This is a genomic window from Spirosoma endophyticum (assembly GCF_900112365.1).
Classification (GTDB): domain Bacteria; phylum Bacteroidota; class Bacteroidia; order Cytophagales; family Spirosomataceae; genus Spirosoma; species Spirosoma endophyticum.
The window spans coordinates 269,950-285,290 of record NZ_FOLQ01000007.1 but is presented as its reverse complement, the minus strand read 5'-3'; the positions used below and the strand labels follow the sequence as shown (position 1 = coordinate 285,290).

Genomic DNA, 15,341 nt, shown 5'->3' with positions numbered 1-15,341 from the left:
TTTGCTCTGCTACGTTAGTTACCCCGCTGGAGCATGGATTTGGCCCCGTCTTTCTGACCTGTGGCGAAAGCGGTCAGGAATCCCGTACGCATGCCCTGCCGGTGAACGCGGATGCGCAGCAGGCTGCCATCTCGCGGGAAGTACCAGCGCTAGGACGCTGGAGCGCTGAGAATGCATTACCTCTCCCCAAAACCGCCTATCCGGGCAAAACCGCCATTGTCATCGGGGATGATGATTCGGATGTGAATGGTGGACAGGTAGCGCTATATCTGACCAATACGGTAGGTGACCTGGAAAATGGTGCTCTACACATGCTCAAACGTACGGATGGCAATCAACGGGAAATGGATATGACAACGGGCGTAAAATACGACGTCGAATTCGTCAAGATCGATAACCACAAAACCCTGACTGGAGCCCAGATCAACGGGAAAGTGAACGAGTTAAAAGCCATTAAATTCGGCCGTGTAGAAGATGTGGATTATCGCAAAGGGAGTGGAGCAAATGGCCGGGAAGTATTTTTTACGGTGACCGGGCAGAATAATACAGGCGTCAATGCGGATTATTCACGGTCGAAATATGGCCGTATCTACCGGTTGACACTGGACGCAGCTGATCCTACAAAGGGGAAACTGGAGGTAGTACTCAATGGTGACGATCGTACTGGTCCCGCGAATATGTTCCAGGACCCGGACAACATCTGCGTCACTACCAATTATGCCTATATCATGGAAGATCCCAACGAATACGGGGATGAGAAACACGATGCTTATGTGTATCAATACGAACTGAGTTCAGGCAAACTAACACCGATTCTGGTGCTGGACCATCGCCGGACCGAAGCTGACGCAGCTAAGTACAATGTGGGGGGTGTATCGAAATTTGGCTCGTGGGAAAGTAGTGGCATGATTGACGTGTCCGACGTAACAGGTCGTCCGAATACATTCATGCTGGGCATTCAGGCGCATACCTGGAGAGGGGATAAATACCTGGGCGTTGATGGTGGCTCGGTTCGGAAGGCCGAAAATCAGGCTAGCCAACTTATTCTGATTGAAGGCTTACCCCGTTAACTGTCACTACGTGCTTTTGCCTGCCTGACCGGAAACGTTTCCGGTCAGGCTTTCTATACTAACTCCATTTTCAAAATGGTTTCCGATTCTATCTACACCTCACCCAAAAAGCAAAACTGGCTTCGCCTGCTGATCGGGTGTTTGTTGGGAGTAGGGTTGGGTCTTGGTGTATACTTCTGGCTACAATCCAGACCGACGCCCGCCCAGGCCGTTAAGGTGCAATTCATGCAGGATACCGACCTGCTCGACAGCACAGTCAATCAATTACAACGAGCCATCCTGGCCAGGCAAACCAGTCCCATCCAGCAGGCTGCGTTTCGGCGAGCCCGATTAGCCTACAAGCGCGTCGAATTCTTGTCGGCCTATTACAGTCCCGAGACCACCAAAGCCCTCAATGGAGCGAACATTCCCGAAGTCGACGACGATTTGCGCGTGAATGCGCCGGAGGGATTTCAGGTGCTGGAAGAGTTGCTATTTCCCATAGTTGATTCGGCCCGGCAGGCAGAAGCGGTGCAGCATGCGGCTGTCTTGCGTTCGAACGTCAACCGCCTTCGATTGATTTCGCAGGGCAACGAGGTAACCGACAGTCATGTGTTCGATGCGATGCGACTGGAGGTGTTTCGCCTGATTACGCTGGGCATTACTGGATTCGACTCCCCGGTAGCCTTTTATTCACTTCCTGAGACAGCCAGCGCCATTGAGAGCTTACAAAAGCAGGTTGGCCACTATGATCTTGACACGCACGATGCCAATCTGGCCAGTCGTCTCGATCGGGCGTTCAATATGGCTCAGCATACACTTTCCTCAGCACCCGATTTCGATCGGTTCGACCGGCTGAGCTTCATTGCTCAGCAGGCCAATGTACTAAGTGGCTTACTGCTGGATGCTCAGAACGTATTGAATGTTACCACATTTACGGAGAGTCGGTTATTGAATCCGTCGGCACGCACACTGACCGATTCCGGGGCCTTTGATCCCAGCTATTTTGTCAACTTTAGTCAGCAGCGAGTCACCCCAGAACGGACTGCGTTAGGAAAGTTGCTGTTTTTTGATCCCATTTTATCCGGACACCCAGGGCGCACGTGCGCCAGCTGCCATCAGCCAGCGCGCGCGTTTACGGACGGTGAGCCTGCGAGCCTGGCCGTTGGTTTCGCAGGTCGGAGAATCGCTCGTAACGCGCCAACATTGCTCAACGCGGCTCTGCAAGCCGTTCAATTTGCCGATTCCCGGGTCGTGTTCCTGGAAGATCAGGCCAGCGATGTGATTCAAAATAAAGATGAAATGCACGGATCGTTGCCCAAGGCGGTCGAGGCATTACAACAGCATCCGCCATATCAGGCTCTCTTCGCCAAAGCTTACCCGGAAGGCGTCAGTGAGGCTTCCCTCAAGAACGCCCTGGCTAGTTATATTCGCTCATTGACCAGCCTGGACTCTCGAATTGATCGGCAGTTGCGGGGACAGACTGTAGCACTGACAGCCGACGAAAAACTCGGATTCAACTTGTTTATGGGCAAAGCCAAGTGCGCTACGTGCCACTTCTTTCCACTGTTTAATGGAACAGTTCCCCCCGCCTATCAGGAAACCGAAAGTGAAGTCATTGGAACGCCCGCCACAGCGGCTGGTCGACACGTGGACACCGATGTAGGCAAATTCATCCTGACCAAACGGGAGCCACACCGTTATGCATTTAAAACGCCAACCGTTCGCCACGTAGTAAAAACGGCACCGTATATGCACAATGGGGTGTATAGGACGCTGGAAGAGGTCGTGGATTTTTATGATAAAGGAGGAGGAAATGGGTTAGGGTTCGGCCTTGAGAATCAAACGTTGCCCTTCGATTCATTGCATCTCACAAGCGCAGAAAAGAAGTCCTTAGTAGCGTTTATGAAGGCGCTGTAGATTCACGTATGCCCGGTTCGCTTTCCGGTGATGCTCGTTGCTTTAGCCAATCGTAACTAGCGTATTGAGCGCGCACAGGAGTTGCTTCCGGGTTCCGAATAGGTTGATTAGTACCCTGCTGGTCAATCAGGCAGGCTTTGGTGTTATCCGCTAGCTGGAAAGCAATGAGTTGCCGGATTTCCGTTCGTACCTCAGGATCATAAATGGGAAAGCCCACCTCCACGCGGTGGTAGATGTTGCGCGTCATCCAATCGGCGGACGCCAGAAAGATTTCCTCCTGGCCATCGTTATGGAAGATCGCCACCCGGGCATGTTCCAGAAACCGATCAACCAAACGAATCACCCGAATGGTTTCACTCATGCCTGGGACACCTGGTACCAGACAACAAATTCCTCGAACGAGCAGATCGATAACGACACCAGCTCGGCTGGCTTCGTAAAGCTTGTCGATCAGCACGGACTCTTCCAGGCCGTTTACCTTAAGCGTGAGTCGGGCGGTACGTCCTTTTCTGGCAAAGCTGATTTCCCGATCAATAAGGTCCAGGTAACGATCCTGAAGCGTAAAGGGAGACACCAGCAAATGGCGCAATTTTCCGATGGGTTTCTGTTTTTCCAGGTAATCAAACACCTTTTTCACCTCCCGTACCAGGGGCTTATGACTGGTCATCAAACCGTGGTCAGCGTAAATTTCGGCCGTCACTTCATTAAAATTACCCGTGGCCAGGTAAGCGTACTGGGTCGGCTTGTCCGTTGCCGTCTGGGGCCGTCGTTTAATTAACGCCATCTTAGCGTGTACTTTTATGCCTGGCAGGCTATAGAAAATACGGACACCAGCCGCTTTTAGCTGCTCAGCCCACTGCAAATTATTGGCTTCATCAAACCGGGCTTTGACTTCCACAAACACACTCACCCGCTTGCCATTGTGAGCGGCACTGATCAGGGCGTTGGCGATGAGCGAATCGGCGGCAATCCGGTAAAGTGTTACGTCAATCTGATGCACCAGTGGATCGATGGCCGCTTCATTGAACAAGCGAAGAACATACTCGTAGGACTGATAAGGAAAATGCAGGATACGGTCTTTCAGGTTGATAGCCGCTAGCATAGACTCCTGTTGATCCAATTCAGGCCTTAGCAGGGGTACCATGGCGGGAGACACCATGTCAGGTCCTGCGGGTAAAGGTAATTTCAGTAAGGCGCTGAGGCTATGGTAGCGGCCACCCGCCTGTAGTTCGTCGGGCAGCACGTTGAAAAGGCGGGTAAACGGATTCAGTAAATCTTTATCTATACTTCCATCGTATAAAAACCGGACGGGTGGGGCTGTTTGCCGTTTTTTTAGTTGTCGTTTAATTTTTTTGACCAGATTACCCCGGTATTCATCTTTGATATCAATGTCTTCTGACCGGTTGAGCTTAAAACTAAAAGAGCCCAGTAATTCATAACCGGGGAAGATAACGGACAGATTGGCTCGGATTACTTCATCCAGAAAGGTGAAATAGTGTTGTTCGTCGATGACCGAAAGGGTCACGAACCGGGCGAGTTTATCGACCGGAATATTTACGTAGGCAAACTGATGGCCATCTAAAGACTCCTCAACCTGATCACGCTGGCTGGTAAACCCGTCTGCTTTAGGTCGAAGGATCACTGCTAAATACAGGGCATGGCTATCAAGAAACGGGAGTCGACGTTTACCTTTTGCAGACTGCCAGGAGCCAATAAATACCGGTTGTAGATAGGCCATTACCGTACTCCGAAAAAACCGATCCACTTCCAGCCGATGGACTTCCAGGAGCGGTTGTTGCTGATAGAGAATGATTCCGTGTTGCTGCAACTGAGGCAGTAACTGTTCCTGAAAGAGCCTGTTATAGTAGTTCTGCTGCCGATCTACCACCTCCAGCACCTGTGTCAGTGTCTGCTGAGGATCGCTACCCAGTCGTTTGGTTATTTTTTTCTTATGCAGGGAAATCAAACTCCGCAGCGAACTTACGCGTACCCGAAAGAATTCATCCAGATTGGCGGAATAAATAGCCAGAAATTTGACCCGGTCTGCTAGAGGAACCGTTGGGTCTGTGGCTTCCATCAGGACGCGGTAATTAAACGACAACCAACTCAAATCCCGGTCTGTGTACTGATTGTGGTCTTCCATCATTCATGGGGTATAACTAATCAGATCGTTTTGACTAGTCGTGTTCTTATAACCCGCCAGGACAGGTCTATCTCATTACCAAATTATTAAATTTATCCACGATGTCCGTGATCAAGCAGGATAACTACGTATCATTTAAGTAGAAAGTCTTGTTTCGGTCATATAACCGAGCTGCTCCTTTATCCAGATGAGTTAAGTTTTTCGGATGAAATGAAAAATCAGATCAACAAAAATCCCTCATACGCCGTACAGAGGGATTTTTGTTCATTCAAAAAAGTAGATCCTCCTTAGGGTTTGATCACTTTGCGCACAAAGTGCTGATCACCAAGTCGAACATTGGCAAAGTAGATACCCGCCGGAAGGTTGGCCGCTGCCAGCGTATGTGTTACCACTGATTCGCTCTTTTCTCCCGTTGCCGCCAGTTGCAGTTTGCCCGAGGCTGAGTAAAGCTGAATGACGTAAGTCCCGGCGATCGGCGTATTGATCGTGATGGCCAGCTCGTTGGAGAAAGGATTGGGTTTTATGGTAACGCCCTTATCCTCGCTGGCAAATACGACGCCAGCAATTTTGGAATAGGAATACGTATTATCCAGATCAACTTGCTTCAGACGGTAATAGAACGTACCGTTTTTAGCGTTAATGTCCGTCCAGGTGTATTGACGATTGCCCGATTTATCTGCTAGGGAAGCGATACGGGGACTGACAGCCTCAAACCCAACCGCATCCAGACTTCGCTCGACCAGGAAATAATCGAAATTCTGTTCCAGCGAGGTTGCCCAATCCAGGCGTATACCTTCGCCAAGCGACCGAGCCTGGAAAGAAATCAATCGTACAGGCAACGCTTTGTAACAGCCCCCATCGGGTGAAGCACCCGAGCAGCTGGTGTTAACGGTTGCGCTACCTATATTGTTGGGTATGCTGGCACCCGGCAGGCAAATAGATACGTTGCTGCTATTCGTCAACGAATTGTTAAATCCGTTGAAACTACTCCGAACGGCAAAACAGCCTTTCGCCGTCGCGTTAGTCACACCAGACGAGTTTGTTTGATCGTTTGAACGAAATTGAGACGTATTGACAAGGCCATTATTAAAGCATACGTGTCCCCCATTGTTCACGGCAAATGCATTATTGACATATAAAACAGATCGGTCAACGACTAATGTACCATTCACATCGAGATTATTAACGGTTAGCGTCGCGCCGTTTTCGACAATGAGCGTTGAACTGGAATTAATGGTCGTCATGTTAGTTAAACTAACACTGCTTCGTATACGCAACGTACCTCCCCCAAGATTACCCACGTTGATGGGATTGCTAACCGTACCGCCGTTGTAGATAATCGTACCGCCATTCAGGTTTCCGCTAACAATTTGACCGTCACCCGATATACAGACCACTGCAGAGCCGCTTACGTTTAGATTCGTAATAGCTGTAGTAATACAATAAGTACCTGAGCTGAGGTTCTTGTTACCATTTTCAGTAACTGCAATACAGCCACCGCAACTTGGCAGAGGAGGTATAGTGCATTGGGCCCAAAGGGTGATCGGCGTTACCAGCAGGAAGTAGATAAATACAGCAAAAAAATAAAGTTTTCTCATAGTCTTAGTACAATTCACGGATTCATTTAAACGTAACTAGTCAAGATGACGGCATCTGGTTCAGTATGCCGATACATCGCCTGATTCATTGCTACTTTTCCCTGGAATTTGTTTACGTTAATACCACTTGTTAAACTCAAGCTTTACCATCGTATTAAGACATATTTTCTTCCGATACGTCACTAAATAATTTTTACTTAATCGTAGTATATATACTAATGCCTGTAGTCATTTCAACAAAACGAGTCGTCTTTGCGGGCTACAGTGATGTAGCCCGCAAAGACGACTCGTTCCTTAGTTTCCTATGTTTATATAAAAATTGGTATAATTAACCCAGCCTCAGCAGGTCAAGCGGCAAGTGAGTTAAAAACTTTTGGACGGGTAAGCTTGACGTATTGTCACCGCTCGTTCCTAGCAACAAACTGGTCCACGACGTTGGCGCCGAAGCTGGTAGTACAACCCGTGTATCCTGCCAATCGAGGGCAAGCACGTTTTTATTTTGTTGCCGACAAAGTTGCGCTGTATGGAGAGGCACAATCACTACGTAGCACATGGAATCATGTTGCCGGGCAAACGCCATGACGTAGTCGCGAAACTCACCTTCAACCGTCAGCGGTATATATTGACCTTCAGCAAATAAGGCCTGATTTTGCTGACGCTCACGAAGTAATGCCCGCGTAAGCCTGCCTTTGATACGTCCATCAAAACGATGCTGCCAGAGGTCTGCCCAGTTGACTTCATCCGCCAGCCACTCCGTCCGTTTGTTGAAATCAACGGGACGACGATTGTCGGGGTCAACCAGGCTAAAATCCCAGCCTTCCCCGCCCTGATACACGTCTGGAACACCAGGACAGGTGAACTTAAGCAGTACCTGCACGAGCGAATTAACTACCCCGAAATCAGCAACCGCTCGATGAAAGGCCTGAAAACGCTCCCAGAATGGACCTTTTTTATCTAACAATTGGGCCGTAAAGACCTGAACATTTTCATGGTAAGAATCATCAACTGTCCAGCCTGTCGTATGTCGTTTAGCTTCCTGTAATGCCTTCTCCAGATACTGCTGAAATCGCGGATCGAAGTCGTCTTCGTCCTGTTTCGATTCGCCGGACATAGGATACGTACCGATAAGGTTCTGATAAATAAAATACTCATCATTCGGGTCGGGCGTGTCGTTGCGTTTGAGTGTACCATTCAGCTGTTGCCAGTGCTGCACTTCGGTTAGCCATTCATCGGCCAGATCGGTCAATACGTTGAGCCGGGCGCGGGCGTCTTCGCCCCGTTTGGTATCGTGCGTAGCGGTTGTGTTCTGGGCCAGTGGCCAGTGTTGCTGGCGCGTCTGCATCACTTTATGAAAATCATCGACTGACAAGCCAAATCGCTCGGGTGAATCCCCCACTTCATTATGACCGATGAAGCAATTGTATGTGTACAGCAATGTATCTTCCACGCCTTTGGCCATGAGTGGTCCCGAGAATTGCATCAGCCGCTGGTAGAAACGTAATGCCCGGCTGTTATAGGCTTCATCGGCCACCGGCGGTTTGCGGATGAGCGCATCCTCCAATACATCAACAGCTGTTGCTAAGTTGGGATTGGCCTTACGGATCGTTTCGAGCAGTTTCCGGATAATTTTCGCTTCGTTATCTGGCAGCGGAAATTGATTCCCGTAATATCGATAGACCGGGCACTCCACTAGCAGTTCACCGATGGCGACTTTCAATTCACCCACCGACAGCTCAGTCAGTTGATCGTCTTCCGCCAGATTCAGGTCTAAAAAATACTGATGCAGGTTAGCCTGTTCGCCCCCCATAAATTGAGCTAGAAAATAGGCTTTCCGCCCCCGAATACGATCGGGCAGAGACGTATCACTATCAATTAGTTTCGTATAAAAATCTCGAAATAGATGTTCACTACGTCCGTCAGTCAACAAATTATTGACCATGGCCAGAAAATCGTACCCCGTAGTGCCTTCCACAGGCCACGATGCGGGAAGGTCCTCATCCGCCTGAAGAATTTTCTCGACCACGATATACGTATCGTCACCGACCAGTTTACGAAGTCGGTCCACATAGCGTTCAGGATCAAATAAACCGTCGATATGATCAACGCGCAGACCCTGGAAAACGCCGTCGTTTACCAGCGATTTCGTTAAGCTGTGCACATGTTGAAATACCGTTTCGTCATTGATGTTCAGACAAATCAGGCTGTTTACCGCGAAAAACCGACGATAGTTGATCGCCTGCCGCGTTTCTGGTTCGTCACAAAACCGATAATGCTGCTCACTGGCAAGTTGCTGTAGTCGGGTCAGGTCAGTATTCACTGCCTTAATGCAGTTCTGCACATATTCACTGATCATAGCGTTCTTTGTCAACGCCAGCAACTGATTCCGAAATTCATCCCAGGCCAGAGCATACGCTTCCGGCTCATCAAGACGGTGGACCTGATCGAGTTGATCCAGCAGTTGCCGAATGGCGTCATTAAGAACGTCCGTAGTCGCTTGCAGAACCGTCGCATAACTCCCCGCTTTTAAGGGGAACAGATTTTCGCCGGTCTTTATCATAAACCGCCCCTCTTCAAAAACCAGCGTCAAATCCCCTTTCGCCAATGCTTCATCCAGGGGTTCGGGCAAAACCGGAGCCACGATACGTCCGTGAAAAAACGAGCTGGCCAACGACGTATCGAAAAATGAGGCATAGCGCGACAGGTTCCCTTTTTCGAGCATATCCGTCAACCACTCATTATTGATGTGATAGGCCATGTGGTTCGGCACAATATCCTGCACCCAACCCATACCTGCCTGTTGAAGCCGTTGGCTAATTGTTCTAAGTTGCTCCTCCGTGCCAATTTCAGGGTTAATCCGGTTAGGATTCACCCCATCGTATCCGTGCACACTTTCGGGGACAGCCGCAAAAATTGGTGATGCATAAATGGTCTGGATACCTAGCTTCTGTAGGTAGGGAATCAGCGCGTCGAGATGGGTAAACGTAAACTCTTTATTAAATTGAATACGATACGTTGATACTGGATTATACATGCGTGTTGGTATAGATTAAAATGGATTCGGCCTGCACAATAACGGTCCCGTTACCGTCGACTGACGAAGCGGCCGCAACGGGACCATTCCACTGTGGATCAGCCGAGTCTACTAATTTTTGCCAGGGCTTGTCATTGATTGGCAGGACGAAGGATTGCGGGTCTGCGGAGAAATTCATCAGGCAAACGACCGTTCCTTCGGCCACAGACCCATCTGATAGCTGCGTGGGTGTGGCCGGTTGTTTAGGCCGGCGAAACAGGGTAAGTGTTTGCTTCGCTTCATCAACGACTACCGCCACCGACTCACGATTCGGGTGACGCAGGGGCGATTGTTTACGTAGTGCCAGCAGCGTCTGATAATAGCGAAAAAGCGTACTGTGAGGTTGTTGAGTTAGCCGCGCCCATTGGAGTTTCGACCGCTCGAAGGTCCGTTCGTCCTGCGGGTCGGGTGCTTCTACGGTTGTCTGAAAGGCCGCAAACTCTTTTTTCCGCCCCTGACGCACGGCCTCCACCAGATCAGGGTCCGAATGACTCACGAAATAGAGAAACGGGTTTAGCTCGCCCCACTCCTCCCCCATGAACAGCATCGGTAAATAGGGGCTGCTCATCACCGCGCCCGCCATCAGCTTTTGCATCGCAAAGCTCACCAGCTGGCTTGGTCGTTCGCCCAGCATCCGGTTGCCAATCTGGTCGTGATTCTGCGAGAAAACTACAAATTGCCGCCCCGCATGACCACTCGTCGATTTGCCCACAATCCGGGCGCGCCGGGGCATGTAAGTCCCGTCATACACGTAGGCATCGCGGTACGATTTCGCCAGATGCTGAATGCCGTCGTAGTCAGCATAGTACCCACTACGTTCCCCGCCGGCCGTCACGCGCAAAGCATGGTGAAATTCGTCGTTCCACTGCGCATCCATGCCGTAGCCTTCGTCGGTCAATGGCTGAATGAACTTCGTTTCGTTCTGGTCTGACTCAATAATCAAATAATGCTGCCGACCCGTTTCCAGCATCAACTGATCGACGTGTTGTTTGATGTCACGCATCAGATGGATTTCGCTGGCGTCGTGAATAGCGTGAACGGCATCCAGACGTAGCGCGTCGATGTGGAAATCACGAAACCACATCAGCACATTTTCGATGAAATACCGCCGAACGCTATCGTTGTAATCATCGTCGAAGTTCAGGGCGTTTCCCCAGGGGGTTATGTATTTATTGGTGAAGTACGGGCCATAATCGGCGAAATAATTCCCCTCCGGACCCATGTGATTATAGACGACGTCGAGCACTACGGCCAGCCCCCGACGATGGCAGGCATCGACCAGTTGCTGAAGTCCGGCAGCCCCACCATAGGAATGCTGCACGGCATAGGGAAATACGCCGTCGTAGCCCCAGTTACGCGTACCGGGAAACTGCGCGACCGGCATAATTTCAATTGCATTGACACCCAGTGTGAGCAGATAATCCAGTCGATTTTCGATACCCGCAAATGTCCCCTCTGGTGTAAATGTACCCGTGTGGAGTTCATAAAGCAGGTAATCTTCCAGCGGCAGGTTAGACCAGTTGGCATCCGTCCAGACAAACCGAGACGTATCGACAGCCTGCGATGGCCCATGAACGCCCTCGGGTTGCGACAACGAAACCGGATCAGGTCGTTCGGCCGTGTCATTCAGGATAAATTTATACGTATCGCCCGGTTGAAGCTGGCTGGTGGTTATCTGCCAGTAATAACCATCCTTCTGGAGTGGAATGGTCAGATTCTGATGAAAAAGGTGGATAGCGACCGTTTGCGCCAGAGGTGCCCAGACCCGCACCGTTGCGCCATCGGGCGAGAACGTAACGCCAAGCGTCCGCTGATTGATTACTGCTTGATTCATACCTTGAGAAAAGAGGTTAGGATGACAACAAGCAGTTCCCGGTATGTGTTAGGAATGAGCAAAAAAGAGAACGGAATTGTTTATTCGCTACGTTGCTCTGGCTGACGCCCCAGCAGGTCAGACGTCAACTTCTACGGTTGTTCCCTCCTCGGCAAAAACCCGAAAAATACCACCGAGCTCATGCGCGCGGGTTTGCATATTTTTAAGGCCGTAATGTTGTTCCGAAACAGCACCGTTAGACCAGTTGAAGCCTCGCCCGTTATCGTGAATACGCAGGTTGATATGCCTGTCGGAATGTACATTGAGTTGCACGTTGGCGTGTGTAGCCTGAGCGTGTTTAATAACGTTGTTGAGCGCTTCCTGAACGATCCGAAACAGATTCAGGACCTGTGCGGAGGTGAGTCGCTGCGTTTGTGAACCCGTCACGTCCACATCAACGTGCAATCCGTTGGTTTCGTGAACGTAGCGATTGATGTACTGATTGAGCCGCTCGGCAAACTCCTCGACCGTAAAACTCTCCTGATGAATCGCCCAGATGGTTTCGCGAAGGAGCTTGACGGCCTCACGGGTGTGCATCACTAAGGTACGTAACTGACTGGCCCAATGCTTGCCCTCTTTAACCGGATGTTTCTCGGCCTGATCGCTGATGTGCGTCAGGTTGGTTACGATAAAAGCCAGATGTGCCCCCACGTTATCGTGCAGATCGCGGGCAATACGTCCCTTTTCGACCAATAGACTATTTGTCAGGGCCAGTGTCTGCACTTCAGCTTCGTAAGCTCGCTGCTGCTGATCGTTTCGTTCCTTAATGAGCCGCTCTGTCTGATCCCGATCTATTTTGTAGCGGTACGCTATCCCAACCGTAAGCACCAGTACTTCAAACAAGGCTGCTGGTGCATAATAGGCGAAATCAGCCAGCGCTTTATAGGTTGGAAGCAGACCAAAATTGGCAAACACCAGTCCCAGATTCAGCGCATAGAAGGGTAAGATGGCAACCAGATACAGCCAGGCTTCGCGCGGATGATACCTCCGGATAATATTGACCACGATGTATGCGATAATGACCGGCATGGGCAACCAATACAGCACAACGAAGATTCGGGTCAGAATCAGTTCCAGAGTGGGTGTTAGGGGGATGAACCACTCGGCCGTCAGGGCCAGCAGGCAAAGCAGCCCACAATAGAGCACCACGGTTCCAACCGTATGCCAGCGATGCGATGGGGTATTACGTAGCGAAAGAAACGTGCGGATGAACGTTAGCTGAGAGTAAAACAGAATGAGTGGAAACAAAAAATAAACATTCTGCCGGGGCATTAGAAATTGCTCGTAAAACCCGAATTGATTCAGGAACCCATCATTGATGACGAAAAAACCTACCAGGCCCAACAAACAGAATATGTATTTTGAGTAAACACGATGAAGGGTTATCAGGAAGAAAATCAAGCTCATAATGGCCACGAACGTCAGCGTGAACAAAACGCCCCCCCAAAATAAATACCCCTTCTGAACGGCTGACTCGTAGGCCGATGCCCGAACGAGCCGAATGGGTACAATCTGGGTTCCCCGGTGTTTCAGCATACGCAGGTAGGCCGTTACGTTCTGCCCGGCGAATACCGTAAATGGAAACCAGAAATGTCGGTGTTGCCGAAAACGTTGCGACGTGGGCGTTTTCCAGCCCATTACCGGTGACGTAGAAAGTACGTTACCGGTTTCGTCCACCACAAACAGTTGCAGTTCGTCGAAGCACCAGAAGTCAATTTCGGCATACCACTCCTGCGGTTGGGTGGTCGCATTTTTCATCCGGAACCGTAGCCAGACAGGCTTAGCCGATTGTATGCCCCCGATAACACCAAAATTAGGCGTGGGTGTTGTAATGGGCTGAAAAGCCGATGAGCCAGCCAGTTTATTGATATCCGTAATGGTCCGGTTCCCCAACGAATCCCGGAAATAGGCCATACTTCCTTCCAGAGACTTATCGTCTTTATCATCAGGCAAGACAACAACCGGCTGGTTACGTAGTGGCTGAGCCACCACACGCATCGCCCATGGACCGCTGCTGAGCAGTGCCAGTTGAAAAATCAGCAGTACGAGTTGGAAAAAGCGTCTCATCAGCAGACGGGTGAGCCACTAATGTAAAATAAATAAGTCAATAGTTGATAGTCGTCAGTCAATAGTCGCAAGTGATTAGTAACTGACGACCATCAACTATTGACTAACGACTACAACGTATATCCCCCATTGTACTGCCGTTTCACAAACTGATTGGCGTAATCGAAGTTGGTAATTTTCATGTTGTCGCCATCCCATATGAGCTTTTTGCGGCCGGTGAATTTGCCATCTTCACGAGCCAGGTAGGAGCGTGTCGCCAGGTTACCCATCAGTACAGTTTCAGTTAGTGGTCCCGACTGATCGAACGACGAAGACGTGTAGGCACCAAATCCCTGCTTGCAGGCTTTGACCCATTGCTGCTGATGACCTTCGGTTTTGCCCTCAACCAGCGGTCGGTCGGGAGTTGGCAAGGCTTTGTCTGCAAATTTGCTGGTCGGCAGCAATTTCGGGTTGTTCCCGAACAACCCGCCCGTCAGCATTCCTTTCGTACCGATGAACAGGATGCCCCCGTCAATTTCGCGGAATACGTCGCTGTACTCAACGCCCTCCGGAAGTTGCGGCCGGATACCACCATCGAACCACGAAAATTTGATTTCCTTCACCTTTTTATCGTCGGACGGAAAGGTCAGGTGAATAGCCGACGACGGCGGACAGACATCATCGTAAAAAGCTTCTTTGAAAAAATCGGAATAGACCGATCCCACACTACATTCTACCGACGTTGGGTAGTTGAGTTTCAGCGCACGAAACGGTACGTCCATGAAGTGGCATCCCATATCGCCAAGGGCACCCGTGCCGAAATCCCAGTAACCCCGCCAGCGGGTTGGCATGTAGGCTTCGTGGTACTGACGAGGAGGAGCCGTACCGAGCCAGAGCGGCCAGTTGACCTCCGGTGGAACGGGCTGCGACTCGCCTTTATCTTTGGGCGACCTGACACCCTGCGGCCATACCGGCCGATTGGTCCAGCAGTAAACCGTATGGACATGGCCAATCAGTTTGTTCTGGATAGCCGTCTCGATAACTCGCGTAGCATCGCCTGAACTGCCCTGATTGCCCATCTGCGTCACGACCTTGTACTTCTGTGCCGCCTGTGTCATCATGCGGGCTTCGTAGATGTCGTGCGTCAATGGTTTTTCAACATAAACGTGTTTACCCAGTTGCATAGCCGCCATCGCGATGGGCGCGTGCATATGATCGGGCGTACTGACGATGACGGCATCAAAGGTTTTACCTGCCTTATCGAACATCTCCCGATAGTCCTGAAAATAGGGTGCATTGGGAAACTGGGCCCGGAATTTTTTAGCTTGTCGGTCATCGACATCACACAAAGCGACGAAGTTATCGGAACCGTTATTATACGCCAGTCGAATGTTGACATCGGCCTTACCACCACAACCTACAGCCGCGATGTTGAGTTTATCGGATGGGGCAATGATGCGTGAACCATCCGACGATCTACCACCCAGAACATGCCGTGGTACAATGAAAAAACTTCCTGTAGATACGGCAGCTGCCGCTAGCGCGCTGGATTTCAGAAATTTACGACGAGAATGCCTGGACATAGAGGTGCAAGAGCGAAAGAGTTATGAATAAAACGTAGTAAGCTCAGATACGTTGCGTA

8 protein-coding genes are annotated in these 15,341 nt (G+C 50.3%); 2 read left to right on the top strand and 6 right to left on the bottom strand.

Annotated elements, in window-relative coordinates:
* Nucleotides 1-101 precede the first annotated feature (101 nt).
* A complete protein-coding gene (locus BM202_RS19430) occupies nt 102-1,070 on the top strand; it encodes a PhoX family protein (RefSeq protein ID WP_245776715.1) in 969 nt (322 codons plus the stop codon).
* A 75-nt stretch (nt 1,071-1,145) separates the two neighbouring features.
* Nucleotides 1,146-2,969, top strand: a complete 1,824-nt coding sequence (locus BM202_RS19425; RefSeq protein ID WP_093829153.1) for a cytochrome c peroxidase — start codon at nt 1,146-1,148, stop codon at nt 2,967-2,969.
* On the opposite strand, the gene ppk1 is transcribed toward BM202_RS19425, so the two are convergent.
* The 6 genes from ppk1 to BM202_RS19395 all read right to left on the bottom strand — a co-directional run bounded on the left by ppk1 (nt 2,953) and on the right by BM202_RS19395 (nt 15,282).
* Nucleotides 2,953-5,115: a polyphosphate kinase 1 gene (gene ppk1, locus BM202_RS19420; RefSeq protein WP_093829151.1), complete on the bottom strand. Its 2,163-nt coding sequence runs from the start codon at nt 5,113-5,115 to the stop codon at nt 2,953-2,955. The two genes, BM202_RS19425 and ppk1, sit on opposite strands and share 17 nt — an antisense overlap.
* A gap of 284 nt (nt 5,116-5,399) precedes the next feature.
* Nucleotides 5,400-6,710, bottom strand: coding sequence for a T9SS type A sorting domain-containing protein (locus BM202_RS19415; RefSeq protein WP_093829149.1), 1,311 nt, complete (start codon nt 6,708-6,710; stop codon nt 5,400-5,402).
* A 328-nt stretch (nt 6,711-7,038) separates the two neighbouring features.
* A complete protein-coding gene (gene treY, locus BM202_RS19410; RefSeq protein WP_093829147.1) occupies nt 7,039-9,741 on the bottom strand; it encodes a malto-oligosyltrehalose synthase in 2,703 nt (900 codons plus the stop codon).
* Complete coding sequence (treZ, locus tag BM202_RS19405) at nt 9,734-11,614, bottom strand: malto-oligosyltrehalose trehalohydrolase (RefSeq protein ID WP_093829145.1); 1,881 nt, start codon at nt 11,612-11,614, stop codon at nt 9,734-9,736. The genes treY and treZ overlap by 8 nt, the downstream gene beginning before the upstream one ends.
* Before the next feature lie 117 nt (nt 11,615-11,731).
* Nucleotides 11,732-13,720: a sensor histidine kinase gene (locus BM202_RS19400; protein WP_093829143.1), complete on the bottom strand. Its 1,989-nt coding sequence runs from the start codon at nt 13,718-13,720 to the stop codon at nt 11,732-11,734.
* Nucleotides 13,721-13,830: 110 nt separating this feature from the next.
* The gene (locus tag BM202_RS19395) at nt 13,831-15,282 is read right to left on the bottom strand and encodes a Gfo/Idh/MocA family protein (protein WP_093829141.1); all 1,452 of its coding nucleotides are present in this window, start codon (nt 15,280-15,282) and stop codon (nt 13,831-13,833) included.
* Nucleotides 15,283-15,341 lie beyond the last annotated feature (59 nt).

Excerpts from the sequence above, each read along its gene's own strand:
- BM202_RS19425 (WP_093829153.1), top strand. The coding sequence starts at position 1,146 with ATGGTTTCCGATTCTATCTACACCTCACCCAAAAAGCAAAACTGGCTT.
- ppk1 (WP_093829151.1), bottom strand. The coding sequence starts at position 5,115 with ATGATGGAAGACCACAATCAGTACACAGACCGGGATTTGAGTTGGTTG.
- BM202_RS19415 (WP_093829149.1), bottom strand. The coding sequence starts at position 6,710 with ATGAGAAAACTTTATTTTTTTGCTGTATTTATCTACTTCCTGCTGGTA.
- treY (WP_093829147.1), bottom strand. The coding sequence starts at position 9,741 with ATGTATAATCCAGTATCAACGTATCGTATTCAATTTAATAAAGAGTTT.
- treZ (WP_093829145.1), bottom strand. The coding sequence starts at position 11,614 with ATGAATCAAGCAGTAATCAATCAGCGGACGCTTGGCGTTACGTTCTCG.
- BM202_RS19400 (WP_093829143.1), bottom strand. The coding sequence starts at position 13,720 with ATGAGACGCTTTTTCCAACTCGTACTGCTGATTTTTCAACTGGCACTG.
- BM202_RS19395 (WP_093829141.1), bottom strand. The coding sequence starts at position 15,282 with ATGTCCAGGCATTCTCGTCGTAAATTTCTGAAATCCAGCGCGCTAGCG.